The sequence below is a fragment of the Mycolicibacterium pyrenivorans genome, assembly GCF_025821625.1.
Classification (GTDB): domain Bacteria; phylum Actinomycetota; class Actinomycetes; order Mycobacteriales; family Mycobacteriaceae; genus Mycobacterium; species Mycobacterium pyrenivorans.
Genome location: NZ_JACKSH010000190.1, coordinates 40,192 through 65,324, shown reverse-complemented (window position 1 = coordinate 65,324; position 25,133 = coordinate 40,192). Strand labels below are relative to the sequence as shown.

Genomic DNA, 25,133 nt, shown 5'->3' with positions numbered 1-25,133 from the left:
GTGTGTTGGGAGGTGACGGTCAGGTGACTGCTCCCGTGCTGGCAGCCGTGGCCGACCGCCTGCTCGACGGCCTGGCCTCCTCGATCGGGGAGCGCGGCTATCGCGAGACCACCGTCGCCGACATCGTGCGCCACGCCCGGACCTCCAAGCGCACGTTCTACGAGCAGTTCGCCAGCAAGGAAGAGTGCCTGATCGAGTTGCTCCGCCGGAACAACGAGGACCTGATCGCGTCCATCCAGGCCGGCGTCGACCCGGAGGCCGAGTGGCGTCAGCAGATCCGGCAGGCGGTCAGCGCGTACGTCGCGCACATCGGGGCGCGACCGGCGGTCACCCTCGCCTGGATCCGGGAGGCGCCCGCGCTGGGGGCCGTGGCCCGGCCGCTGCACCGGCTGGCCATGGATCACCTGACCGACATGCTGGTCACCCTCACCGACAGCGCGGGCTTCCGCCGGGCTGACCTGACCCCGATCTCACCGCCGATGGCCCTGATCCTGCTCGGCGGATTGCGGGAACTCACAGCGCTTCTCGTCGAGGACGGGGGCGACGTGCGCCGCATCGCGGAACCGGCGGTGGCGGCCGCGACGGCGATACTCGGGCCTCACTGAGCGTCAGCCCAGCATCAGCCGCGCCGACTTCTCCAGCCTGTCCGCGATCTCCCGGTACGACGCGTATCCCATTCCGGCCCGCACCAGGGCGCCCGAGTAGAGCATCTCCAGAGAATCGATCACATCCGGATCGGTGTCGGGGCCCAGCGCGTCGGAGAGCCGATCGCGGATGTCGCGACCGATGCGAAGTCTGAGCACCTCGACGTCCGGGTCCTTGCCCAGGAGTGCGGTGGTCACCGCGCCGGCGAACTCGGGTTCGTCGGCAACGAGAAGTGAGATGTGCCCGAGCACCTCGATCACCTTGGCGGCCGGATCGCCGGTCTCGTGCGTGGTCCGCGGCGAACCGGCGAGGCGTCGCCAGAAGACCTCGGCGACAAGGTGCTCTTTCGAGGAGAAGTACGTGTACGCCGTCGCCGCCCCCACACCGGCCTCCGCGGCCACCCGCCGCACGGTCAGCCCGGTGAACCCCTCGCGCGTGAGCAGATCGACCGCGGCGCGGCCCAACCGGTCCACGGTGTCGGCCTGTCTGGCCGTCAGTCGGCGCCGAGTCGACTCCAGAGCCGGATCGGACACATGTCCGGACGCTACTACAACTCACCCGGTGCCGCCAGGCACCAAGACGGCCCCAAGGCCGGCAACGGTAAGTTGGGCACGATGAACGACACGACGGCGAGCCGTCCATCCGATGCCGACACCGCGCTGCCACCGGCCGCCGCCGCCCTGTTCGAACTCGCCGAAGGGGTCACCGGCTTCATGCCGGCCGACGAGGGCCGGGTGCTATACGACACCGCCGTGGACTATCTCGGCGAGGGCATCGGCGTCGAGATCGGCACGTACTGCGGCAAGTCGACGGTGATGCTCGGCGCCGCCGCCCAGGAGACCGGCGGACTCGTCTACACGATCGACCACCACCACGGTTCGGAGGAACACCAGCCTGGCTGGGAGTACCACGACACGACGATGGTCGACCCGGTCACCGGCCTGTTCGACACGCTGCCGGCGCTGCGGCACACGCTGGACGCCGCCGGGGTCGACGATCACGTCGTCGCCATCGTCGGCCGGTCACCGGTGGTGGCCCGCGGCTGGCGAACACCGTTGCGGTTCTTGTTCATCGACGGTGGGCACACCGAGGAGGCGGCCAATCGCGACTTCGACGGCTGGGCCCGATGGGTCGACGTCGGCGGTGCCCTCGTGATCCACGACGTGTTTCCCGATCCGGCGGACGGCGGCCAGGCGCCGTTCCACATCTACCGACGAGCGCTGGACAGCGGTGATTTCCGCGAGGTCCGGGCGACCGGTTCGATGCGGGTGCTCGAGCGCGTGTCCGGACAGGCAGGCACGCTGAGCGGCGGTTAGCGGTCGCTCGTCGCGCACTCGCAGTCGTACGCGCCCTCGAGACCTCTGGGCAGGTCCTCGCCGCGGAAGATGGCGCTGCCCGGTGTCGTCGAGGACAGGGCGTCGGCGGCGAGGATCACCGCACCACCTGTCCACGTGGTGCGCTCCACCGGCCAGCGCTTGCCGTCGGCGTACACCAGGCCGGTCCAGTAGGAGCCGTCGTCCTCGCGAAGGTGATGCATCGCCTCGAACTGTTCGTGGGCCCGCTCCAGGTCGTTGATGGCCTCCAAAGCCATTACCAGCTCGCAGGTTTCGGCGCCGGTGACCCACGGGCGGTCATCGACACAGCGGATGCCCAGACCCGGGACGACGAAGTCGTCCCAGCGTTCGTCGATGCGCGCCCGGGCCCTCGGCCCGCGCAACGCCCCGCCGAGCACCGGGTAGTACCACTCCATCGACCACCGGTCCTTGGTGACGAACGCCTCGGGGTGATGCGCGATCGCGTGGCCGAGGCGGCCGACCGCGACCTCCCACTCCGGCTGCGGGGCGTCGAGGTAGTCGGCGAGCGCCAACGCACACCGGATGCTGTGGTGGATACTGGCGCAACCGGTCAGCAGCGCTTCCTCGGCGATGCCGGAAGAACTTCTGGCCCAGGCTATTTCACCTGTGCTGAACTGTAGTTCGAGGACGAAGTCGATGGCCTTGGCCACCACCGGCCACATCGCCTCGGCGAAGCGCCGGTCGTCGGTGACCAGGACATGGTGCCACACGCCGGTGGCGATGTAGGCGCAGAAGTTGCTGTCGCTGTTCGGGTCTTCGACAACGCCGTCGCGCAGCTGGATCGGCCACGTGCCGTCCGGGCGCTGCGTCCTTCGTGACCATTCGAACGCGGCCCGCGCCGGTTCGAGCAGGCCCGCCGCGGTCAGCGCCATCGCGTTCTCGACGTGATCCCAGGGGTCGGTGTGGCCACCTACCGACCAGGGAATGGCCCCCGTCGGCTCCTGCGTCGCGGCGATCGACTCGGCGGTCTGCAGGCACTGGGCAGCGGTGAACACACCGGGCACGCCGGGGATCTCATGCATCGGCGCCACCCGGCTTGCGGAAGTAGAGTGCGACGCTCTTTCCGATCAGCGGGTTCAGCGCCGACTCCGCGACGCGCGTCAGCCAGGGTCGGCTCATCATGTCCCACACCAGCAGCTTGTGGTAGGCGGCCACCGCCGGATGTCCCGACTTCTCGGTGCCGACAGCGCATTTGAGCCACCAGTACGGTGAGTGCAGGGCGTGCGCGTGGTGGGTGTGGGTCAGCTGCAGCCCGTGCGCGAGAACCTTGTCGCGCAGTTCGTCGGCGCGGTAGATGCGGATGTGCCCACCCTCGTTGGCGTGATATTCATCCGACAGCGCCCAGCAGATCCGCTCCGGAAGCCAGCGCGGCACCGTGATGGCCAGGGCGCCACCGGGTTTGAGAACCCGCACCAATTGCACGATCGCCTGATCATCGTTGGGGACGTGCTCGAGGATCTCGGAGGCGATGACACAGTCGAAGGTGCTGTCATCGTAGGGAAGATCGAGGGCGTCGCCCTTGACCACTTCACCCTTGGCCGAGGCGGGAGCCTCACCCTCGTCCTTCATCGCCTGCAGGATCTCGTCGACGTCGTTGAGGTCGGATGCGCTCTGGTCGAATCCGACGACGTCGGCCCCGCGCCGGAACGCCTCGAAGGTGTGGCGGCCCGCGCCACAACCGACGTCGATCACCTTGCTCCCGGCGCGAACCCCCAGCCGGTCGAAGTCAACGGTCAGCATGTCCCAACCCTTTCGCAGGCCCGCTCGTAGACGGCAACGGTCTGCGCGGCAACGGATTCCCAGCTGAACACCTCGAGCGCGCGGCGCCGTCCGTTGTCGCCGAGCCTGCGCAGTTCCATCGGCGAGTCGAGCAACTCGCCGAGTACTTTCGTCAGTTCGTCCACGTCGGCGGGTCTGACCAGCCTGGCGCATTCCCCGTCGGCTCCGACCACCTCGGGCAGCGCACCGGCACGGCTCGCGACGATCGGGGTGCCGCTGGCCATCGCCTCCACGGCCGGCAGCGAGAAGCCTTCGTAAAGCGAAGGGATACAGGCGACCTCAGCCGAGGCCAGCAGGTCGGCCAGCTCGGAGTCGCTGAGCCCGCTGGAGCTGTGCACGATGTCGGAGATGCCCAGCTCGGCGATGAGCTTCTCGGTCGGCCCGTTCGGCTCCAGCTTGGCCACCAGCTGCAGTTCGAGGTCACGCTCGACCCGCAGCCGGGCGACCGCGTGCAGCAGATGGCTGACGCCCTTGAGCGGCACGTCGGCGCTGGCGATGGCGATGATGCGGTTGCGGACACGGTGCTGCGCCGGCTGGAACAGCTGGGTGTCCACGCCGAGAGGCACTACGTGGAGTTGGTCGGCACTGACGGCGAAGTCCTCGGCGATGTCGGCAGCCGACGTCGACGAGACGGTGACCAACTCGGGGATCTGACGTGCCACGGTCTTCTGCATCTCGGCGAAGCCGTACCACCGGCGCACCAGCGGCTTGCGCCACCACTTGGCGGCCGCCACGTCGAGCACCCGGTCCCGCGTGATCGGGTGGTGCACGGTGGCGACGACCGGCATTCCCGTCGCCGCGATCGACAAAAGCCCGGTGCCGAGGCACTGGTTGTCGTGCACGACGTCGAAGTCGTCACGGCGCTCGGCCAGCAGGCGCGCGGCGCGCAGGCTGAAGGTCTTGGGCTCCGGGAATGCCGCGGTCCAGGTGGCGAGGAGCTCGAGCAGGTCGATGCGCGTCTTGATCTCGTTGGGCATCGGGACACGGAACGGATCCGGCTCGCGGTAGAGGTCCAGGCTGGGCACCTTGGTCAGGCGCACCCGCGGGTCGAGGCCCTCGGGGTAGGGCTGCCCGGAGAAGAGCTCGACATCGTGACCGAGCTCGACGAGCCCGCGGCTCAGGTGCCGCACGTAGACGCCCTGACCACCGCAGTGGGTCTTGCTCCGGTAGGACAGCAAGGCAATACGCATGCTCAGCTCACATACCCTGCGCGGCGCGTGAGCGCTGCGGTCCAGGAGCGGTAAACGCCCTGAGCTGGCCGAATCGTTTGACGCAAGTAATCCGAACCCTCCTGGACATGTGTCCAGACTATAGTTTGACGTGCTAGCTGACGCAACGCGTCCGCTTGCTCTGACTACCACAGACGCCGGTGGGCGTCCTGTTCAGCCTGGTGGTTACCCCTCGGCGCACTCTTCTCTATTGCGGCGGAAATCCGCCAGTGGCCACCGGGCCCCACTGCTGCGGCGTGACCCTGATCAGGCACTTGCGCTGGTCCACCATCGCCTGGCGGTACTCGTCCCAGTCGGGATGCTCGCCCGCGACGGACCGGAAGTACTCGACCAGGCCCTCGAGTGCTTCGGGCAGGTCGACGACCTCTGCGGGGCCGTCCACCTGCACGTACGGGCCGTTGAAATCGTCGGACAGGACCACCACGCTGGCCCGAGGCCTGCGACGGATGTTGGCCGCCTTCGCCCGCTGCGGGTAGGACGCGACGACGATTCGACCCTGGCCGTCCACGCCTCCGGTGACCGGTGAACTCTGCAGGGACTCCCCCGCCCGGAAGGTCGTCAGCACCATCCGGTGCCGTGGTCGGATGAAGTCGAGGAGTTCGGACAGGTCGACCACATCGGCGGTGGCGATCTTTCGGGCCATCCGTCCAATGTATCGACGTGTCGGAGGCCAGAACTACCATGTCGAACATGAGTTCGAATGATGAGTTGTTCCGCGCGCTCGACGCCGCGGATGTCGCCTTCCGGGCACTGGCCACCGCGCCGATCCAGACCCTGCGCCCCGCCGACCAGCGCGCCCTGCTGCTCCGCCTCGACGGGATGGAGAAGACGCTGACCGCACTGCAGCGCCGACTCCTCGGGACCGTGGTGGCCGGCCCGCCCCCCGTCCAGTTCGCCGGCGCTTCGTGGGCCGAGGTGCTGGCCCGCCGGCTCCGCATCTCCGTCGGCGAGGCCCAGCGCCGCATCGCCGAGGCCGGAGGCGCCGCCGAACAGAAGTCGGCCTGACCGAACGCCGCCCCGCACTCGGATCTGTCTTTACAATCTGGCGCATCACTGTCAAGGAGATGTGTGGCCGGATTTGATAGCGCAGCAATCGCCGAGTGGCGCCGCTACGGCAAGGTGCCGATCGCGGCCGGCCTGGGCTACTCCATGGGGGTCATCCACGTCTACTGCCTGGGCGCGTTCATGGAGCCCCTGCAGAACGAGTTCGGCTGGAGTCGCGCCGAAGCCTCGGTGGGGCTGACGATCGTGGGGATGGCCGCCGCCGCCGCGGCACTACCGATCGGCCTGATGGTCGACCGCCTCGGTCCGCGACGGGTGGGCCTGACGGGCGTGATCCTGATGGCCGCGGCCTTCGCGCTCCTGGGCAGCGCCACGGGATCGATGACCAACTGGATCCTGCTGTGGGCGCTGCTGGCCTTCGCGTCCTTCTGGGTGCAGACCACCGTCTGGACGTCCGCGGTGGCCAGCCGCTTCGAGAGCTCCCGCGGGTTCGCGTTTGCGGTGACGCTGTCGGGAGGATCGTTGGCGGCGGCGGTGTTCCCGCCGCTGGCGACTGTGTTCATCGGCGAATGGGGTTGGCGCGCAGCATTCCTCGTCCTCGGCGCGCTGTGGGGACTGCTCGTCCTCACCGTCGTCTGGCTGTTCTTCCGTGGCGCGCAGGACGAGAAGGCGCGCGACCTGCCCGAGTCCGCTCCGGCCGCGCCCATCCCGGCACGCGAGGCGGTGGTCGTCGAGCTGCCGGGCCTCACCCTCGGCGAAGGTCTTCGATCGGTGACGTTCTACAAGCTGCTGATCGCCGCCGGGCTGTTCGCCTTCACGACGCTCGGGGTCGTGGTGCACCTGGTTCCGATCCTGCGCGACGCGGGCGCCGAGCCGCTTGCCGCCGCGGGCGCCGCCTCGCTGGTCGGTGTCTTCTCGATCGTCGGACGGCTGGGCATCGGGGTGCTGCTCGACCGGTTCTCGGGCCGGCTCGTCGGCGCGTGCGCCTACCTCGTGCCGATCCTGGGCGGCGCCCTGCTGCTGTTCGACGGCGGGAACCCGGTGAGCCAGACCGCCGCGGCCGCGCTGTTCGGCCTCACCCTCGGCGCCGAGGTCGACGTGATCGCCTACCTCGCCTCGCGTTATTTCGGCCTCAAGAACTTCGGCGGGCTGTTCGGCGGCCTGGTCGCCGCGCTGTCGCTGGGCACCGCGTTCGGCCCGCTGGCGGCCGGCGCGACCTCGGATCACTTCGGCGGCTATTCGAACTTCCTGATACTCACGATGCTCCTGATGGGCGCGAGCAGTCTGGCGCTGGCGAGCCTGAAGGCTCCCCCGGACTGGACCACGGACGCACAGGCACCGGTGACAGCGGCGACGGATCCGCGGCCATGAGCGATCATCCAGCGGCAGTACGGGTCTCGATCCTGGGAACCACGAATGCGAAGGGCTTCGGGTAACCCAGCCCGCTGAGCCGGCCGAGCCGGACGGCGCTCACGTCCACCGTGCGCACCTCGCCGGAGGACGGTTCGTAACAGTGCAGCGCGTCGCCCGGCGTGTCGACGATCAGCACCCAGTGCCTCGGGATGTACCGGCCGATCAGCATCGGCACGGGCCAGTCCGCGCCTGCCGTCTCGAGGACGTCGGCCAGCGCGTCGCGGCGACCCCGCCACAGCCGCCACCGGTAGCGCACCCCGCGACCGCGGGAGCGCATGTTGAGCGCGCGCGCCATCCCCATCGGCGTCGTGCCCAGCGCGCGCGGCCATGCCCGGTTCAGCAGCGCATGCACGCGCAGCTGCTCGTCGGCGAACCATGCCCGGCCGGCATCGGCGCCCGACAGACCCGCCCGGTAGCCGGAGTCGAGCAGCGCGCCCGCCAGGACTGCCACCGACGGTCCGCACGTCCTGCCGTCCCGCTGCCGGAGCCGCAGCGCGGCGATTCTCACCCGCCACCGCCGAGGAGGTCCTCCCCGCGCTTGCGGAGATCGACCTTGCGCACCTTGCCCGTCACCGTCATCGGAAACTCGTCGATCACCTGGACGTACCGCGGGATCTTCTGGTGTGCGACCTGTCCGCCGAAGAACACCCGCAGGCTCTCGGCGGTGGGCGGCCGCGCCCCGTCGGCCACCCGGATCCACGCCATCAGCTCTTCGCCGTACTTCTCGTCGGCGACGCCGACGACTTGCGCGTCGACGATGTCGGGGTGGGTGTAGAGGAACTCCTCGACCTCGCGCGGATAGATGTTCTCGCCACCCCGGATCACCATGTCCTTGATGCGGCCGGTGACGCTGAGGTAGCCGTCGTCGTCCATCACCGCGATGTCACCGGTATGCATCCACCCGTCGGCGTCGATGGCCTCCGCGGTCTTGTCCGGGTCGTTCCAGTAGCCGGCCATCACGCTGTAACCGCGGGTGCACAGCTCGCCGGGCATGCCCCTTTCCACCTGGGCACCGGCCTCGTCGACGATCTGGATCTCCAGGTGCGGACCGACCCGCCCGACGGTGCTCACCCGGCGGTCCAGGGAATCAGTGGGCAACGTCTGGGTGGACACCGGGGACGTCTCCGTCATGCCGTAGCAGATCGCGACCTCGCTCATGTGCATGCGGTCGATGACGTTGCGCATCACCTGCTCCGGACAGGGTGATCCCGCCATGATCCCGGTGCGCAGGCTGGCCAGGTCGAAGTCGCCGAAGTTCGGAAGGGACAGTTCGGCGATGAACATCGTGGGCACCCCGTAAAGCGAAGTACACCGTTGCGCGGCAACGGCTTCGAGGCTCTCCGCGGGATCGAAGCCGGGCGCCGGGATCACCATCGCGGCGCCGTGGGAGGTGCACGCCAGGTTGCCCATGACCATGCCGAAGCAGTGGTAGAACGGCACCGGGATACACACCCGGTCCGCCTCGGTGTACCCGAGACCCTCACCGACGAGGTAGCCGTTGTTGAGGATGTTGGTGTGGGTCAGCGTCGCACCCTTGGGGAATCCGGTGGTGCCCGACGTGTACTGGATGTTGATCGGATCCGACGGACGCAGGCCTGCCTGCACCTCGTGCAGCGCGTCGACGTCGACGGCCGTCTCGGCGATGTCCACCCACTGCGGTGACCCGACGGTGACGACGTCGTCGAGATGCGGGCAGCGGTCACGGACCGCACCGAGCATCGCGGTGTAGTCGGATGTCCTGAACGACGCCGCCGACAGCACCATCGCGATCGAGGACTGGTTGAGCACGTAGTGCAGTTCCTCGGTGCGGTAGGCCGGGTTGATGGTGACGAGGACGGCGCCGATCTGCGCGGTGGCGTACTGGATCATGGCCCACTCGGCGGTGTTGGGTGACCAGATGCCGACCCGGTCGCCGGGTCCGACGCCGCGATGCAGCAGGGCGGTCGCGATGCGACGGGTCGCCTCGTGGAACTCCGTATAGGTCCACCGGCGGCCGGTCGCGCATTCGATCAGCGCGTCGCGGTCGCCGAACGCGTCGACCGTTCGGGCCAGGTTGGCGCCGATCGTCTCGTCCAGCAGCGGTGGCTCTGCGACTCCGGACGCGTACGACAACATCCGCTGCTTTCCCTCCACCGTGGATTTCCCGCCCTGGCTGGGTACTAGCCACCCTAGGCCCGATGAAGGTGGTGATGGTTCGAATGTCGATCCTGGTGGTGGCCGCATGACCTTCGACCTCACGCCCACAGCGGCGCAGCATGATCTGGCCCGGCGCGCCCACGACTTCGCCGCGCAGGTGGTCCGGCCGGTGGCCGCGGACTACGACGCGCGCCAGGAGTTCCCGTGGCCCGTGCTGGAGGAGGCGGCCGGCCGAGGGTTCTACAGCCCGCTGTTCTACCGCGACCTGATCGGTGACCCCACGGGCCTGTCGTTGCCGATGTTCATGGAGGAAATGTTCTGGGGGTGCGCCGGCATCGGCCTGGCCGTGGTGATGCCTGCACTGGCGCTGTCGGCGATCGGGCAGGCCGCCTCACCCGAGCAGATGCTGCAGTGGGCGCCGGAATGTTTCGGTACGCCCGGCGATCTGAAGCTGGCCGCGCTGGCGATCTCCGAACCCGAGGGCGGCAGCGATGTGCGCAACCTGCGCACCCGGGCACGGCGGGACGGCTCGGGGCCGGACGCGGACTGGATCATCGATGGCCACAAGATGTGGATCGGCAACGGCGGCATCGCCAACGTCCACGTGGTCAACGCCGTGGTCGACGAGGAACTGGGCCATCGCGGCCAGGCGCTGTTCATCGTCCCCGGCGGAACCCCGGGCCTGGACATGGTGCGCAAGCTCGACAAACTCGGCTGCCGCGCCTCGCACACCGCCGAACTCAAGCTCACCGGCGTCCGGGTCCCCGCCGACCATCTGCTGGGCGGGCCGGAGAAGCTGGAACACAAGCTGGCCCGCGCCCGCGAAGCCGTCGAGGGCGCCAAGCACTCCGGGTCGGCCACGATGGGCACGTTCGAGCAGACCCGACCCATGGTGGCCGCGCAGGCACTCGGTATCGCCAGGGCGGCATTGGAATACGCCACCGAGTACGCCAACCGGCGAGAGGCGTTCGGGGCTCCGATCATCGACAACCAGGGAATCGCGTTCCCGCTGGCCGACCTCGCGACCGCCCTGGACGCAGCGCGTCTGCTGACGTGGCGGGCGTCGTGGATGGCCGCCACCGGGGTGCCGTTCGAGCGGGGCGAGGGGTCCATGTCCAAGCTGGCGGCCAGCGAGGTCGCGGTGCGGGCCACCGAACGCGCCATCCAGACGATGGGCGGCTGGGGCTACGTCAAGGACCACCCTGTGGAGAAGTGGTACCGAGATGCCAAGCTGTACACCATCTTCGAGGGGACCAGCGAAATCCAGCGCGTCGTGATCTCCAATGCGCTCGGCGCCGCCGACGGCAAGCCGCCCCTGCATTTCGACCTCGAGCCGACCGGCGGACCGCTCAACCGGGCATTCGGCCGGGGCACCCCGGCGCGCACCCGGGCCGCCAACCGGGCACTGACCATGAAGGATTGACTGCCGGCGCCGGTGATGGCGCTGGCGATGAAAGTGCTTCGCCCGCCACGGAAGTGAGCACCCGCCTCACATCGCCTCCGCCTTCGGCGGTGCGGTCGCGCCGGTGTCGACTCCCTCGGTGACCACGGTCGCCTGCAGCGCATCGACGGCCATGTCGTACTCACCGCGATTCCAGAAGCCCGAATGCCCGCACACCGGACCGGACGGGTCGGGACTGTACTTTCCATGCCGTGGATCCTGTTGTGCCACATCGGGAATCCTGCAGTCGACGGCCGGAGGTACGGCGCTCCAGTCGGGCGGGCTGCTGTCGCGCTGGACGAGGTACTCGGCCGTATCGAACACCCACGCACCGATGGGGTCGCTGCACACCCAGAGGTTGATCCAGCGGGGTGCCGGCTCGGACTGGCGGGCGCGCAGAGCGTCCAGCGCCTCGGCGCCGAAGTAGGCGGGGAAGTTCTGGGCGTACAGCCGCCGCAGCGGGGAGCCGAAGGTCAGCAGTGGGTACCGCTCGGCGGCGCCTTCGAACCCCTTGGCCTGCAACAGAGTTGCCGCCGCGATGATCGTGCCCTGGCTGTGGGCCACCAACACCACCTTCGTGCCCGCGGTGTCCAGGTCCGCTAGGCGCAGCCGCAGATCCCATACCGTGCGCCTGCCGTAGCTCGGTGGGGTGAGCGGGTGATTGGCTCGCGGCCAGAACGTCGCGACGTCCCAGAGGATCGCGACCGTCTTGCGCAGCGCAGGATTTCGGTACGCCATGATCACCGCCAGCCCGACCCCGGCCGCCAGCGCCACCGTGACGACCACGCTGAGGTTGGTGAGGCGCGGCGACCACGCCACGACCTCGTCGAAACGGTCTTCCTCGGACACGTAGTACCCGGCCATCGCGACGATCACGGTCACCGCGACCAGCACCAACACACCGACCAGCTTGACGGCGACATCTGTCAGGGACGCCAGGGCACGGGCCCGGGCGATCCTGAGATGGACCACCTCGTCCCGGGCCGTCGCACTGACGGGGTAGTCGGCCGCCACCGTCTCACGGAACTCTCTCGTTCGCCGTGGCAGTAGCCGCACCACCACGTAGATGCCCGCCGACGCGGTGACGAGGAGCAGGAACGCCGTGGCCACGGCCGTCCACAGGTATGGCGGCGGCACGATCAGCGGGGCGTCACCACCCGCGGCCCGCATCTTCACATCGAAGGCCTGGGTCGCGCTTGCCAGCGTGGCGAGGCGGGACACGCGGTCCTGGGCGGCCTCGGCCGTGGACACCACCACCTTGCCGAGTACCTGGGCCGCCCCCAACCCGATCCCGACGCTCAGCCCGCCGCCGAGCATCCACCCGAGCAGCACCACGAATGCGCCGGTGTACCCGCGCAGGGTCATGTCGTATCCGGCGCGCCCGGCCGAACCGCTGCGCGGGGAACGCATCGTCAGTGCCGTGCAGATGAACAACGCGACCAGCAGGGCGGCCTGCACGGCGAGCAGACCGTAGATCGACGCGCGCAGGCCCGGAAGATGCGTCGGCGGCGCCGGGTAGTCGATCGTGGTGCCGGCGAGCCAGACCAGCGAGACGGCGAGGAGGATCAGCGCCATCACCCGCGACGCCATCAGGGTGTTGTGCAGGTGACCCGCCCCGGGGCCGCCGCGTGCGGTCGCCTTGTTCCACGCCGTCGCCGCGACCGCGAAGGCCAGCAGCCCGAGGTTCCCGATCAGCAGCACCACGCCGACCGCCCGCACCCCGTCCGCCCCGGGGAATCGCACCGGCACCGCGAGGACCAGCGCCGCCAACCCGGACGCCCACGCGGTCACGTGACACGCGCGCAGCCGCAGCACGGAGTCGTCTCGGAGCCAGAAGGTGTCGTCGGCGAGCGGCGTCCTCGATCCGGCCATCACCGAGGCTTCCGGCGGCGTTCGGGGATCGTGTGGCGTGTCGACCTCCTCGCGACCCAGCCGCCAAAGCACGACGATCACCAGCACCAACGGCAGCGCCCCGAACGCGAGCCGCCTACCCGCCGGCTCAGCGGCCACGAATGCCAGCGGGCCACGCCCGGAGCTGCAGTAGTCGAGGCCCGCGCACTGCCACACGGCGACGTCGAGGACGACCACCGCCATCGCGAGCAGCAGGGTCAGCGTGAAGGACAGCGCGATGAGCCGCATCAACGCCACCGCCAGCGACGCCGGCCGCTTCCGTCGCGCGGGCGGCAGCATCCAGTGCGCGAGGTTGACGAGGGTGAACGGCAGGAACAACAGCCATAACGCCCGGCTCGCCCGCCGCGACGTCAGCCCGCCCCACGAGTACGCCTCCATCAGTCGCCGCCAGGTCCCCGGCGCGGGCGGGCTGGCAACGTCGTCGATCCAGTCCGCCCGCCGGTAGAAGCCGGCGTCCCGGCCCCCCGCCACTTGTTTCAGCAGTTCGGTGGGGCAGTTCAGCATCGCCTCGGGCGGCGTGCCCGACACGCCGTGGACCCGTAGCTCGACGACCGTTCCGCCCCCGGACATGCACACATAGTGACGCCATCGGCGCCGTTGCATCTACCACCCGACGAAACCCGACAAAACCCGGTACCCCTGGTTTCACGATGGCCGATTCTGGCAATATTACTCGCCAGTCACATAGGAGTCCGAAACTCGGCAGGTGGGATGACGATGGAGTTCTCTCGACAGGCGGTATCGGTTCTGGCCCAGGGCGAAGAGGGTGGTGGAGCCGCCCTCAACGAGATCCTCGGCCTGACGGTCGCGGCCGCGGTGGTGACGGCTGTGTTGCTGTGGATCGGCTGGATGCACCGCACTCACAAGATCACCTGGCTCACGTCGCTGGCCGACTGGTCGGGACGTCGCTTCAAACGCCCGCCGTGGGTGGCGCTGCCGATCGCGATGTTCATCTCGTCGATCATCTGCGCGCTGTTCGGCTTCATCTGGGACGTCAGCCTGCACATCGGCGACGGCCGCGACGACGGCGCGCTGGCCAACCCCGCGCACTACTTCATCCTCATCGGTCTGTTCGGCATCTTCGTCGCGGGCTGCACGGCGATGGTGCTGCCCAGAGGGGCAGATGACCGGCCCGGTCCGTCGGCGGTGCGCATCACCGACCATTGGCACGCCCCGGTCGGCGGCATCGTGATGGCGGGCTGCGGGCTGTACGCCCTGATGGGCTTCCCGCTCGACGACGTCTGGCATCGCATCTTCGGCCAGGACGTGACCCTGTGGGGCCCGACCCACCTGATGATGATCGGCGGCGCCGGGTTCTCGACCCTGGCCGCGCTGTATCTCGAACACGAGGGACGCCGCGCCCGCCCCGAGGACGCCCCGCGCGACGGCATCGGGCTCAAGTTCGTGCAGTACCTGGCGTTCGCGGGCGTGCTGATCGGCGCGTCCGTCTACCAGATCGAGTTCGACTTCGGGGTGCCCCAGTTCCGCCAGGTGTTCCAGCCGATGCTGATCGCCGCCGCGGCAGCGCTGGCGCTGGTGGCCGCCCGCATCTTCATGGGCCGCGGCGCCGCCCTGATCGCGGCGCTCATCGCGGTGGGTCTGCGCGGCATCGTCGCGTTCCTGGTGGCGCCGGTGCTCGACGCGCCGGCCAACTGGTTCCCGCTCTACCTCGGCGCGGCGGTCGTCATCGAGTTGCTGGCACTGACGCCACTGCTCAAGCGGCCCGTGGTGTTCGGCCTGGTCGCCGGCCTGGGTGTCGGGACCGTCGGGCTGTGGCTCGAGTCGCTGTGGATCAACGCCGTCTACCACCTGTCGTGGCCGACGAGCATCTGGCCGGAGGCGCTCGCGATGTCGGTGCCGGTGGCGATCCTGGCCGGCGGCTGCGGGGCGATGGTCGGCATGGTGCTGACCGGCCAGCGGTTGCCGCGGCGCGCGATCGGCGTGGGCCTGGTCGCGCTGACGGTGCTGGCCATCGGGGCGGCGACGGCCAACGGCCTGCGCTATGACATGCCCCAGAACGCGACCGCGGCGGTCACGTTGACCGAGGCGCCGCCGGTCAACGGCCAGCGCTACGTGACCGCGGACATCCGTGTCACCCCGCCCGACGTCATCAGCAGCGACCCGAACTGGGTGGCGGTGCTGGGCTGGCAGGGCGGCCTGGAGAACGAGCGCGGCCAGTTCGTCGACAACCTCGAGAACGTCGGCCCCGGGCACTACGTCTCCACCAAGCCGATGCCGGTGTCGGGTACCTGGAAGACGTTGTTGCGGGTGCACGACGGCCGAACGCTGGCGGCGGTGCCCATCTACCTGGCCGGCGATCCCGGCATCGGCGCCGAGGAGGTGTCCGCCGAAGCACAGTTCACCCGGCCCTTCGTCTCGGAGATCACCATCCTGCAGCGGGAACGCAGCCCGGACATCCCGCAGTCGCTGTGGCTGATCGGCTGCCTGGTGGTGCTGTTCTGCACGCTGGTGATGATCGCCGGGATCACCTGGGGCGCCGGCCGGATCAACAACAACGAACCCAGCGGCAGCGACGCGGAGTTGCAGCCGTCGGCACAGTCATGACCGTCGATCCGAACACCCAGATCCTGGCCGACCATCCGATCTGGATCGCGGTGCCTGCGTTCGCGCCGGCCATCGTGGTCGCCGGCGTGGTGGTCTACATCGCCGTCAAGAACCGGAAGAAGAAAGATATGCGCGACGGTGACGGTGCCTGACAGAATCCTCGCCGTGACGGCCGCCGCGGTCCTGCTTGCCGGCTGCGGCGGCACCAGCGAATCGGGACCGACGGCGAGTCCGTCACCTGGAGCTCCCTCGATGACCGACGCGCAGGCGCCGCCCGACCGTCTCGTCATCGACGTCACGATCGAGGGCGGCGAGGTCACCCCGACCAACGCGCAGCTACGCGCCGCCGTCGGCCAGCCGATCGTGATCAAGGTCAGCAGCGACAGCGCCGACGAACTGCACGTGCACTCGACCCCGGAGCACGACTTCGCCGTGGGCGTCGGTCCCGGGCAGTCCTTCCAGTTCACCGTCGACATGCCCGGCCGGGTCGACGTCGAGTTGCACCAACTGCACAAGACGGTCGCGACCATCCAGGTGCGATGACCTCCGATCCGTCGGTCACCGTGCTGGCACACGGTCTCGGCGGGTCCACCGACCTGCCGATCCCGTACACGTATGCGCTCGTCGGCGCCGCGTGGGCGCTCACGTTCACCTTCGCCGCCGTCGCCCTCGCGTGGCGCACGCCGCGGTTCGATTCCGGCAAGCCGGGCCGGGCACTGCCGCAGTGGGTGACCACCGCGGTGGACGCCCCCGCCACCCGGTGGCTGGCCGCCGGGGCGGCGTTGCTGCTCACCGGCTGGGTGGCGATGGCCGCGTTCCTCGGCCCGGGCACCGCGGAGAACCCGCTGCCCGGGGTGTTCTACGTGCTGCTGTGGGTGGGCCTGCCTGCGGCGTCGCTGCTCGTCGGCCCGGTCTGGCGGGTGATCTCGCCGGTGCGCACGGTGGCCCGCCTCGCCGGTGGACGCACCCTGGGCGGGCGGTATCCGTCCTGGCTGGGGTACTGGCCCGCCGCGCTGGGGTTGTTCGCGTTCGTGTGGCTCGAGCTGGCCAGCCCCGACCCCGGCTCGATCGGCGCCATCCGCACCTGGCTGCTGGTGTACCTCGCGCTGACACTGGCGGGCACGCTGTGGTGCGGGACCCGGTGGTCCGCGCGTGCCGATCCGTTCGAGGTGTACAGCGTCGTCGCGTCGCGACTGTCGCCGCTGCGCCGCAACGCCGACGGCCGCATCGCGATCGGCAACCCGTTCGACCACCTGCTGTCGATGCCGGTGCGGCCGGGGACCGTCGCCGTGCTGTCGGTGCTGCTGGGCTCGACGGCGTTCGACAGCTTCTCGGCGATGCCGGTCTGGCGGGAGTTCGTCGACACCGGGACACTGTTCGGGCAGCCGTCGGCTCTGGGGCAGACGCTGCTGCGTACCGGTGGCCTGCTGCTGTTCGCCGGCGTCGTCGCAGGCACGTTCAGCCTTGCGGCACGCGCCACCGGCGGTGTCGACGCGCAGCGGCGCCGGGAGTTACCCGGCCTGATGGCCCACTCACTGATCCCGATCGTGCTCGGCTACGTCTTCGCCCACTACCTGACCTATCTCGTGGAGCGCGGGCAGGAGACGATCATCCGCCTCGCCGACCCCCTGGACCGCGGCTGGAACGTGCTGTGGCTGTCGCAGGCCGAGGTGAGCTACGCGCTGACGATGCATCCGGGGGTGCTCGCCACCCTCAAGGTCGGGTTCGTCGTGGCCGGTCACGTGGCGGGCGTCATCGCGGCACACGACAGAGCGCTGGCGCTGCTCCCGAAGCGCCACCAGCTGACCGGCCAGCTCGCGATGATGCTGGTGATGGTCGGCTACACGTTCACCGGCCTCTATCTGCTGTTCGGAGGGTGAACGCCGCGGCGTTCACGTTAATCTGCACCTGTGACCGGCCAGGACTCGATCGAGCAGGCATTGGCCGGCGGAGAACCCCAACGGGTGGGCTGGTTCCGGTTCTACTTCGCCGATGAGCGCTGGGAATGGTCCGAGCAGGTGCAGATCCTGCACGGCTACCAGCCAGGCACGGTGACACCGACCACCGACCTGGTGCTCTCCCACAAGCACCCCGACGATTACCAGCAGGTGGCGGCCACGCTCGTCGAGATGCGCCGCAACCACAGGACGTTCTCCACCCGGCACCGCATCATCGACACCCACGGCGAGGTCCGCGAGGTCGTGGTGATCGGCGATCAACTCAACGACGACACCGGCCACCTGATCGGCACCCACGGGTTCTACGTGGACGTCACCCCGACCCCCGCGATGACCAAGGCGATCGTCAGCGCGGCGCTGACCGAGATCACCGAGAACCGATCGGTCATCGACCAGGTCAAGGGCATGCTGATGCTGATCTACCGGGTCGACGCCGACACCGCGTTCGAGTTGCTGCGGTGGCGCTCCCAGGAGACGAACGTCAAACTGCGGCTGCTCGCCGAACAACTGCTCGCCGACTACGCCGGCCTGGTCTACGAGGACGTGCTGCCGCCGCGGGCGACGTTCGACCATCTGCTGCTGACCGCACATCAGCGCATCGGCGACGACGGCGATACCGTGGGGCCGTGAAGAGGACACCGCTGTGAAGAGGGCACCGCTGTGAAAAAGGCACTGATCATCGTCGACGTGCAGAACGACTTCTGCGAGGGTGGCTCACTGGCGGTCGCCGGCGGCGGGGCGGTCGCGCGTGGGATCTCCGAGTTCCTCGCCGGGAACTCCGGCTATGACCACGTGGTGGCCACCAAGGACTTCCACATCGATCCGGGCGGGCACTTCTCCGATCACCCCGACTTCGCCGAGTCCTGGCCCCCTCACTGCGTGGCGACGACCAGCGGCGCCGATTTCCACCCCGACCTCGACGTCGCGCCGGTGGAGGCGGTGTTCACGAAGGGCCGCTACTCGGCGGCCTACAGCGGCTTCGAGGGCACCGATGAGGAGGGTACGGCGCTGGCCGACTGGCTGCATGCCCGCGGAGTCGACGCCGTGGACATCGCGGGCATCGCCACCGACTACTGCGTGGTGGCCACCGCCACCGATGCGCTCGCCGCCGGGTTCACCACCAGGGTGCTGCTGGACCTGACCGCCGGGGTGTCACCGACAACGACCGCCGCGGCGGTCGACGCCATGCGCGACTCCGGCATCGAGGTGGCCTCGTGACGCCTGGGGGCCTCGCCCCCGCTGAGCCGAGGTGCTGTGATGCATCCGACGGTTGCGGTGCCCGTGGTGTGGGCATCCCATATCGTCGTCAAAGCCGACCCCCTGCCTCTAGGAGAGTGTTCTTGACCCAGATCGCCAGTTCCCCGGACACCGTCATGGCTCTGGAGCTGTGGCCCGGCAAGGCCTACCCCCTCGGTGCCACCTACGACGGAACCGGCACCAACTTCGCGCTGTTCAGCGAGGCCGCCGAAACGGTGGAACTGTGTCTCTTCGACGCCGACGGCACCGAGACCAGGGTGACGTTGCCCGAGGTGGACGGGTTCGTCTGGCATGGGTTCATCCCGAACATCGAGCCCGGTCAGCGCTACGGCTACCGGGTGCACGGGCCCCACGACCCGGCCGGCGGTTCACGCTGCAATCCGAACAAGCTGCTGCTGGACCCCTACTCGAAGGCCATCGACGGCACCTTCGACTGGAACCAGTCGCTGTTCGGCTACGACTTCGGCGACCCCGATAGCCGCAACGACGACGATTCGGCCGCCAGCATGCCGAAGTCGGTGGTGATCAACCCCTATTTCGACTGGGGTGTCGATCGGCCACCCGGCCACGAGTACGCCGATTCGGTGATCTACGAGGCGCACGTCAAGGGGCTCACCAAGACCCATCCGGACATTCCCGAGCAGATTCGCGGCACCTACGCCGCCGTCGCGCACCCGGCGATCATCGAGCATCTCAAGTCGCTGGGCATCACCGCGATCGAACTGATGCCGGTGCACCATTTCGCCAACGACTCGACGCTGATCGACAAGGGTCTGACCAACTACTGGGGTTACAACACCATCGGGTTCTTCGCCCCCGACGCCAAGTACAGCTCGAGCCCCAACCCGGGCGGGCAGGTGCAGGAGTTCAAGGCGATGGTGCGGGCACTGCACGAGGCGGGCATCGAGGTGATCCTCGACGTCGTCTACAACCACACCGCCGAGGGCAACCACCTCGGGCCGACCCTGTCGATGCGCGGCATCGACAACGCCGCGTACTACCGGCTCGTCGACGACGACAAGCGCTACTACATGGACTACACCGGGACCGGGAACAGCCTCAACGTCGGCCACCCGCACTCCCTGCAGCTGATCATGGATTCGTTGCGGTACTGAGTGACCGAGATGCACGTCGACGGGTTCCGCTTCGATCTCGCCTCGACGCTGGCGCGGGAGTTCTACGACGTCGACAAGCTCGCGACGTTCTTCGAACTGGTGCAACAGGATCCGACGGTCAGCCAGGTGAAGCTCATCGCCGAACCCTGGGACGTCGGCCCGGGCGGCTACCAGGTCGGCGGCTTCCCTCCGCAGTGGACCGAGTGGAACGGCAAGTACCGCGACACCGTGCGCGACTACTGGCGCGGCGAGCATGCCACCCTCGACGAGTTCGCCTCGCGGCTCACCGGATCGGCCGACCTCTACGAGCACACCGCCAGGCGCCCGGTGGCCTCGATCAACTTCATCACCGCCCACGACGGGTTCACGTTGCGGGACCTGGTCTCGTACAACGAGAAGCACAACGAGGACAACGGCGAGGACAACAACGACGGCGAGAGCCACAACCGGTCGTGGAACTGCGGGGTCGAAGGCCCCACCGACGACGCCGAGATCAACGCGCTCCGCTCCCGCCAGCAGCGCAATTTCCTTGCCACACTGCTACTTTCCCAGGGTGTGCCGATGATCGCACACGGCGACGAGCTCGGCCGCACGCAGGACGGGAACAACAACGTCTACTGCCAGGACAACGAGCTGTCGTGGATCGACTGGGCAAGCGCCGACACCGAGCTGATGGAGTTCGCCCGCACGGTGTCCGAACTGCGCACCGCGCACCCGGTGTTCCGGCGCAGGCGCTTCTTCAGCGGCGAGCCTCTCGCCGAGGACGGTCTGCCCGACATCGTCTGGCTCAACCCCGACGGCACGCCGATGACGGGTGAGGACTGGGGCAGCGGGTTCGCCAAGTCCATCGCGGTCTTCCTCAACGGCGACGCCATCCCTTACATGGACGTCCGCGGCCAGCTCGTCACCGACGCGTCGTTCCTGCTGTTCTTCAACGCCCACCACGAGCCCATCGAGTTCGCACTCCCGCCGCAGGAGTACGCGCAGTCGTGGACTGCGGTCATCGACACCGCATCCGCTCCCGCCGAGGACCCCAAACCGGCGGGGTCGGCGGTGTCGGTCGAAGGCAGGGCGGTGCTGGTGCTGCGCGCCTCGCAGGACTGAGACCCGGCAGAGGTCCGGGACGCCGTTTGAAAGACGTTGCGCGACACCACGCTTAGCGGCGCAGTTCAGCGATTTCTGCCGAACCGTGTGTTAGCTTGAAATTGCTGTTGCAACCGTGGTCACCGAGCTGGCATCGGGAGTTTCAGATTGCCACCGGCCGGGCGGGCCGGGTGTGGGAGCCGAAGAGCGGCGGCGTCCTACCTGGTGACCACGGTTGCCAGCCTGCGCCGTGGGCGCAGATGTCCGACACTGGACGCCATGTTCTCTGTAGCTGACAAATCAGTCCTGGTCACCGGTGGTAGCAAGGGAATCGGTCTCGGGATCGCCTCGGTGTTCGCCACCGCGGGCGCGCACGTGGCGATCGCCGCTCGCTCGCGCTCCGACCTCGATTCCGCGGTGGCCCGGCTCGACGGTCTCGGCCCGGGCAAGGTTATCGGTGTCGAGGCCGACGTGTCCGACCGCGACTCGTGCACCGCGATGGCCGGGGCGGTCGTGGACGCATTCGGTGGGATCGACGTGTTGTGCGCCAACGCCGGGATCTTCCCGGAGGCGCCGCTGAGCACGATGACGCCCGATCAGCTGTCCCAGGTGCTCGACGTCAACGTCAAGGGCACCGTCTACAGCGTGCAGGCGTGCCTGGACGCGCTCATCGCCTCGGGGCGCGGGCGGATCGTGCTGACCTCGTCGATCACCGGGCCGATCACCGGTTTTCCCGGCTGGACGCACTACGGCGCCTCGAAGGCCGCGCAGCTGGGGTTCATGAGGACCGCCGCGATCGAACTCGCGCCGCACAAGATCACGGTCAACGCCGTGCTACCGGGCAACATCCTGACGGAGGGCCTGCAGGATCTCGGCGATGACTACCTGGCCGGGATGGCCAAGGCGATTCCGGCGGGGGCGCTCGGCACGCCCGCCGACATCGGCTACACGGCGGCGTTCCTGGCCAGCGACGAGGCCGGTTACCTGACGGGCCAGGCCATCGCCGTCGACGGCGGGCAGGTGCTGCCCGAGTCGCCGGATGCGGTCACGCCCTAGTCAGCCCAGGATGCGCTCGATGGACTTCAGCGGGATCGGCAGCCAGGTGGGCCGGAACCGCGCCTCGTAGGCGGCCTCGTAGACGGCCTTGTCCAGTTCGTAGGCGGCGAGCACCTGATCGGAGTCGCGCGGGTCGGCGCCCGCCACCGCGGCGTAGCCGTCGCAGAACGCCGCACCGTTGCGCGCGACCCACTCCCGCGCACGAGCGCTCACCTGTCGGTCGCGGTCATGGTCGGCCTGCAGATCCACCAACCGCTGGTAGGCGGCGTACTCGTAGGAGCGCAGCACCCCTGCGACATCACGCAGGGGCGAATCCGGCCGCCTGCGTTCCTCCAGAGGCTGGCCCGGCTCACCTTCGAAGTCGATGAGCAGCCAACCCTCCGGGGTGCGCAGCACCTGACCGAGGTGCAGGTCGCCGTGCACGCGCTGAACGCTGATGGTCTCGTCGGCGAGCTTGCGGTAGCGCTCCTCGATCAGCGGTGCGTGGTCCCGCAGCGCGGGTGCCGCCTGCACCGCCGAGTTCAGCCGTTCCAGCACGGTGTCGACCGGGAAAGGTTCCGAGGAGGTGCCCAGATGCTCCGCCAGCGCCGCATGCACCGAGGCGACGGCCTCCCCGAGTCGGTGGGACTCGCCCGCGAAGTCGCCGCCCACCTCGTCGGCGTACAGGTCGCCCTCGGCGAACAGGTCGCGGGTACTGGCCGTGGCCATGTCCCACCCCTCGGCGCTGTTCGCGGCGAACTCGGTCACCATGCCGAGGGCGCAGGGCTCGGATCCGGGCCCCTCCCAATGTGTCTCGTACGCCCCGAGCAGGCGCGCGACGTGCGGGTTGCCCGCCCGCGCCAGCACCCGGTTCAGCTCGATGTCAGGGTTGATGCCCGGGGTGATCCGCCGGAACACCTTCAGGACGGCCTGCTCCTCGAAGATGACGCTGGTGTTGCTCTGCTCGGCGCCCGAGATGCGGGGCGCCGCATCCCGCGGCAGGGTGACGTCGGGTTCCTTGGCGAATCGCAGGTCCGCGACGGTGGCCGACGAGTCGATCAGCGACAGCAGGTGCAGCGACGCGTCGGGGTCGTAGAGCGCGTCGTAGGCGATCCGCCTGGTGCCGTCGGGGCCGTCGGCGGTGCCGATCGTGGCGATGTCGCTGTACTCGTCGATGGGCGCACTGCCCCACCGCAGCAGCACCTGGTAGCGCTCGGCGGACCCGTCGGTGTAGGCGGCGTCGAGCAGTACCAAGTCGAGGTCGTCGCGCAGCGCGGTGATCGACGCGGGCCGGGCGGACGCCAGTTCGCGGCTGCGGCCGGCGTACCAGCGTTGGTGCTTGAGCCATTCGGCGAATGGCAGTGTCATAGCGGTCATACCGGATCTCCTGCCTCGGGGTGGCCCGGTCTGAGAAGGAACCAGTAGAAGCCGTGCCCGGGCAACGTCAGCAGGTAGGGCAACTGGCCGATGCGGGGGAACTCGACGGAACCGGTCATCTCGACGGGGGTGTAGCCGTTCCAGTGCTGCAGGTTCAGCTCGATGGGCTGGGGGAACCGCGACAGGTTGTTGACGCACAGCACCGTGTCGGAGTGGTGGTCCCCGTCCAGTTCGCGGACGTACGCCAGCACCGACGGGTTGGACCCGCCCAGCTCGCGGAACGTGCCGAGGACGAACGCGTCGTGGCGGCGGCGCACCGCGAGCATCGTCCGGGTCCAGTTGAGCAGCGACGTCGAACTGTCCCGTTGCGCTTCGACGTTCACCGACTGGTAGCCGTAGATGGGGTCCTGGTTCGGCGGCAGATACAGCCGGCCGGGGGTCGCGGTGGAGAACCCCGCGTTGCGGTCCGGCGTCCACTGCATCGGGGTCCGCACGCCGTCGCGATCACCGAGCCAGATGATGTCGCCCATGCCGATCTCGTCGCCGTAGTACAGCACCGGTGATCCCGGCAGCGACAGCAGCAGCGCGGTGAACAACTCCATCTGGTTGCGGTCGTTCTCCAGCAGCGGGGCCAGTCGGCGCCGGATGCCGACGTTGGCCTTCATCCGCGGGTCCTTGGCGTACTCGGAGTACATGTAGTCACGCTCTTCGTCGGTGACCATCTCCAGCGTGAGCTCGTCGTGGTTGCGCAGGAAGATCCCCCACTGCGCCATGTCCGGGATCGGCGGGGTGTTGGTGAGGATCTCCGAGATCGGGAAGCGGGACTCCCGGCGCACCGCCATGAAGATGCGCGGCATCAGCGGAAAGTGAAACGCCATGTGGCATTCGTCGCCGCCGGTGTCCGGATCGCCGAAGTACTCGACGACGTCGGCCGGCCACTGGTTGGCCTCGGCGAGCAGCACCCTGCCGGGGAACTCGTCGTCGATCACCTTGCGGCAGTGCTTGAGGAACGCGTGCGTCTCGGGCAGGTTCTCGCAGTTGGTGCCCTCCCGCTCGAACAGATACGGCACCGCGTCGAGACGGAAACCGTCGATACCGAGGTCCAGCCAGAACCTCAGCACATCGATCATCGCCTCCTGCACCGCCGGGTTGTCGTAGTTGAGATCGGGCTGATGGGAGAAGAACCGGTGCCAATAAAATTGCCGCCGCACCGGGTCGAACGTCCAGTTGGACTCCTCGGTGTCGACGAAGATGATCCTGGCGTCGGCGTACCTGTCCGCGGTGTCGCTCCACACGTAGAAGTCGCCGTAGGGGCCGTCGGGGTCGCTGCGCGATTCCTGGAACCACGGGTGCGAATCCGACGTGTGGTTCATGACCAGGTCGGTGATCACCCGGATTCCGCGGCGGTGGGCGGCGTCGAGCAACTCCACGAAGTCGTCGACGGTGCCGAACTCGGGCAGCACCTTGTAGAAGTCCCTGATGTCGTAGCCGCCGTCGCGCAGCGGCGAATCGTAGAACGGGGGCAGCCAAAGACAGTCCACCCCAAGCCACTTCAGGTAGTCGATGCGCTCGGTCAGGCCGCGCAGGTCACCGCAGCCGTCGGAGTTCGAGTCGTAGAACGCGCGGACCAGCACCTCGTAGAAGACCGCGCTCTTGAACCACGTGCGATCCTCGGGCAGCGTGCGGGCGTGGACGAAGTCGTCGGCGGTGGGGTGCTCGACCGAGCGGCCCTCCGGGCCTACCTCGACGTGCGTGCCCGCAGCGGGGTCTGCCGAGTGGGTGCGCGCGGAATGATCCATACAGTTCTCAAACCTACCCAGGACGCCGGGAAA

22 protein-coding genes and 1 pseudogene are annotated in these 25,133 nt (G+C 68.8%); 13 read left to right on the top strand and 10 right to left on the bottom strand.

Features of this window, described 5'->3' with window-relative positions; genetic code table 11:
* The first annotated feature begins 23 nt into the window (after positions 1–23).
* Positions 24–605, top strand: a complete 582-nt coding sequence (locus tag H7I57_RS22270) for a TetR/AcrR family transcriptional regulator (protein ID WP_264026100.1) — start codon at positions 24–26, stop codon at positions 603–605.
* 3 nt (positions 606–608) lie between these two features.
* Here the strand turns inward: H7I57_RS22270 and H7I57_RS22265 are convergent, their stop codons facing one another.
* Entirely contained in the window at positions 609–1,178 is a 570-nt protein-coding gene (locus H7I57_RS22265; protein ID WP_264026099.1) for a TetR/AcrR family transcriptional regulator, read from the bottom strand.
* Between the two features lie 81 nt (positions 1,179–1,259).
* On the opposite strand from H7I57_RS22265, the gene H7I57_RS22260 reads away from it, so the two are divergent.
* The gene (locus tag H7I57_RS22260) at positions 1,260–1,961 is read left to right on the top strand and encodes a class I SAM-dependent methyltransferase (protein ID WP_264026170.1); all 702 of its coding nucleotides are present in this window, start codon (positions 1,260–1,262) and stop codon (positions 1,959–1,961) included.
* Here the strand turns inward: H7I57_RS22260 and mmpH are convergent.
* From mmpH to H7I57_RS22240, 4 genes are all read right to left on the bottom strand, one after another.
* The gene (gene mmpH / locus H7I57_RS22255) at positions 1,958–3,022 is read right to left on the bottom strand and encodes an MMP endo-(1,4)-3-O-methyl-alpha-D-mannosidase (RefSeq protein WP_264026097.1); all 1,065 of its coding nucleotides are present in this window, start codon (positions 3,020–3,022) and stop codon (positions 1,958–1,960) included. The genes H7I57_RS22260 and mmpH overlap by 4 nt on opposite strands.
* A complete protein-coding gene (locus H7I57_RS22250) occupies positions 3,015–3,740 on the bottom strand; it encodes a class I SAM-dependent methyltransferase (RefSeq protein WP_264026095.1) in 726 nt (241 codons plus the stop codon). The genes mmpH and H7I57_RS22250 overlap by 8 nt, the downstream gene beginning before the upstream one ends.
* Entirely contained in the window at positions 3,734–4,969 is a 1,236-nt protein-coding gene (gene manT, locus H7I57_RS22245; protein WP_264026093.1) for an MMP alpha-(1->4)-mannosyltransferase, read from the bottom strand. Before manT ends, H7I57_RS22250 begins: the two co-directional genes overlap by 7 nt.
* A gap of 226 nt (positions 4,970–5,195) precedes the next feature.
* The gene (locus tag H7I57_RS22240; protein ID WP_264026091.1) at positions 5,196–5,651 is read right to left on the bottom strand and encodes a PPOX class F420-dependent oxidoreductase; all 456 of its coding nucleotides are present in this window, start codon (positions 5,649–5,651) and stop codon (positions 5,196–5,198) included.
* A 47-nt stretch (positions 5,652–5,698) separates the two neighbouring features.
* Here H7I57_RS22240 and H7I57_RS22235 point away from each other — a divergent pair, with 47 nt between their 5' ends.
* Together H7I57_RS22235 and H7I57_RS22230 are read left to right on the top strand one after the other, a co-directional pair.
* Entirely contained in the window at positions 5,699–6,013 is a 315-nt protein-coding gene (locus H7I57_RS22235) for a hypothetical protein (protein ID WP_264026090.1), read from the top strand.
* Positions 6,014–6,076: 63 nt separating this feature from the next.
* Positions 6,077–7,381 (top strand): MFS transporter, encoded by a 1,305-nt coding sequence (locus H7I57_RS22230; RefSeq protein ID WP_264026088.1) that lies wholly within the window; start codon positions 6,077–6,079, stop codon positions 7,379–7,381.
* Positions 7,382–7,385: 4 nt separating this feature from the next.
* On the opposite strand, the gene H7I57_RS22225 is transcribed toward H7I57_RS22230, so the two are convergent.
* The gene (locus H7I57_RS22225; protein ID WP_264026086.1) at positions 7,386–7,931 is read right to left on the bottom strand and encodes a hypothetical protein; all 546 of its coding nucleotides are present in this window, start codon (positions 7,929–7,931) and stop codon (positions 7,386–7,388) included.
* Positions 7,928–9,538: an AMP-binding protein gene (locus tag H7I57_RS22220; protein WP_264026169.1), complete on the bottom strand. Its 1,611-nt coding sequence runs from the start codon at positions 9,536–9,538 to the stop codon at positions 7,928–7,930. The genes H7I57_RS22225 and H7I57_RS22220 overlap by 4 nt, the downstream gene beginning before the upstream one ends.
* 106 nt (positions 9,539–9,644) lie before the next feature.
* Between H7I57_RS22220 and H7I57_RS22215 the strand changes: the two genes are divergently transcribed.
* Positions 9,645–10,982, top strand: coding sequence for an acyl-CoA dehydrogenase family protein (locus H7I57_RS22215; RefSeq protein WP_264026085.1), 1,338 nt, complete (start codon positions 9,645–9,647; stop codon positions 10,980–10,982).
* Positions 10,983–11,048: 66 nt separating this feature from the next.
* Here the strand turns inward: H7I57_RS22215 and H7I57_RS22210 are convergent, their stop codons facing one another.
* On the bottom strand, positions 11,049–13,481 hold the full coding sequence (locus H7I57_RS22210; protein ID WP_264026084.1) for a hypothetical protein: 2,433 nt from the start codon (positions 13,479–13,481) through the stop codon (positions 11,049–11,051).
* Positions 13,482–13,628: 147 nt separating this feature from the next.
* Between H7I57_RS22210 and H7I57_RS22205 the strand changes: the two genes are divergently transcribed.
* The 8 genes and pseudogenes from H7I57_RS22205 (at position 13,629) to fabG (ending at position 21,945) form a co-directional block, all read left to right on the top strand.
* Entirely contained in the window at positions 13,629–15,476 is a 1,848-nt protein-coding gene (locus H7I57_RS22205; RefSeq protein ID WP_264026083.1) for a hypothetical protein, read from the top strand.
* The gene (locus H7I57_RS22200; RefSeq protein ID WP_264026082.1) at positions 15,473–15,628 is read left to right on the top strand and encodes a hypothetical protein; all 156 of its coding nucleotides are present in this window, start codon (positions 15,473–15,475) and stop codon (positions 15,626–15,628) included. Before H7I57_RS22205 ends, H7I57_RS22200 begins: the two co-directional genes overlap by 4 nt.
* Complete coding sequence (locus H7I57_RS22195) at positions 15,615–16,019, top strand: hypothetical protein (RefSeq protein ID WP_372510328.1); 405 nt, start codon at positions 15,615–15,617, stop codon at positions 16,017–16,019. Before H7I57_RS22200 ends, H7I57_RS22195 begins: the two co-directional genes overlap by 14 nt.
* Positions 16,016–17,356, top strand: a complete 1,341-nt coding sequence (locus tag H7I57_RS22190) for a hypothetical protein (protein ID WP_264026080.1) — start codon at positions 16,016–16,018, stop codon at positions 17,354–17,356. The genes H7I57_RS22195 and H7I57_RS22190 overlap by 4 nt, the downstream gene beginning before the upstream one ends.
* Positions 17,357–17,386: 30 nt before the next feature.
* Complete coding sequence (locus tag H7I57_RS22185) at positions 17,387–18,064, top strand: PAS and ANTAR domain-containing protein (RefSeq protein WP_264026079.1); 678 nt, start codon at positions 17,387–17,389, stop codon at positions 18,062–18,064.
* A 30-nt stretch (positions 18,065–18,094) separates the two neighbouring features.
* The gene (locus tag H7I57_RS22180) at positions 18,095–18,652 is read left to right on the top strand and encodes a nicotinamidase (protein WP_264026078.1); all 558 of its coding nucleotides are present in this window, start codon (positions 18,095–18,097) and stop codon (positions 18,650–18,652) included.
* A 155-nt stretch (positions 18,653–18,807) separates the two neighbouring features.
* A pseudogene (glgX, locus tag H7I57_RS22175) lies at positions 18,808–20,910 on the top strand (glycogen debranching protein GlgX).
* A gap of 258 nt (positions 20,911–21,168) precedes the next feature.
* Positions 21,169–21,945, top strand: a complete 777-nt coding sequence (gene fabG, locus H7I57_RS22170; protein ID WP_264026077.1) for a 3-oxoacyl-ACP reductase FabG — start codon at positions 21,169–21,171, stop codon at positions 21,943–21,945.
* Here fabG and H7I57_RS22165 read toward each other — a convergent pair whose 3' ends face one another.
* Together H7I57_RS22165 and treS are read right to left on the bottom strand one after the other, a co-directional pair.
* The gene (locus H7I57_RS22165) at positions 21,946–23,292 is read right to left on the bottom strand and encodes a maltokinase N-terminal cap-like domain-containing protein (RefSeq protein WP_264026167.1); all 1,347 of its coding nucleotides are present in this window, start codon (positions 23,290–23,292) and stop codon (positions 21,946–21,948) included.
* 5 nt (positions 23,293–23,297) lie between these two features.
* Entirely contained in the window at positions 23,298–25,100 is a 1,803-nt protein-coding gene (gene treS / locus H7I57_RS22160) for a maltose alpha-D-glucosyltransferase (RefSeq protein ID WP_264026075.1), read from the bottom strand.
* Positions 25,101–25,133: the final 33 nt, after the last annotated feature.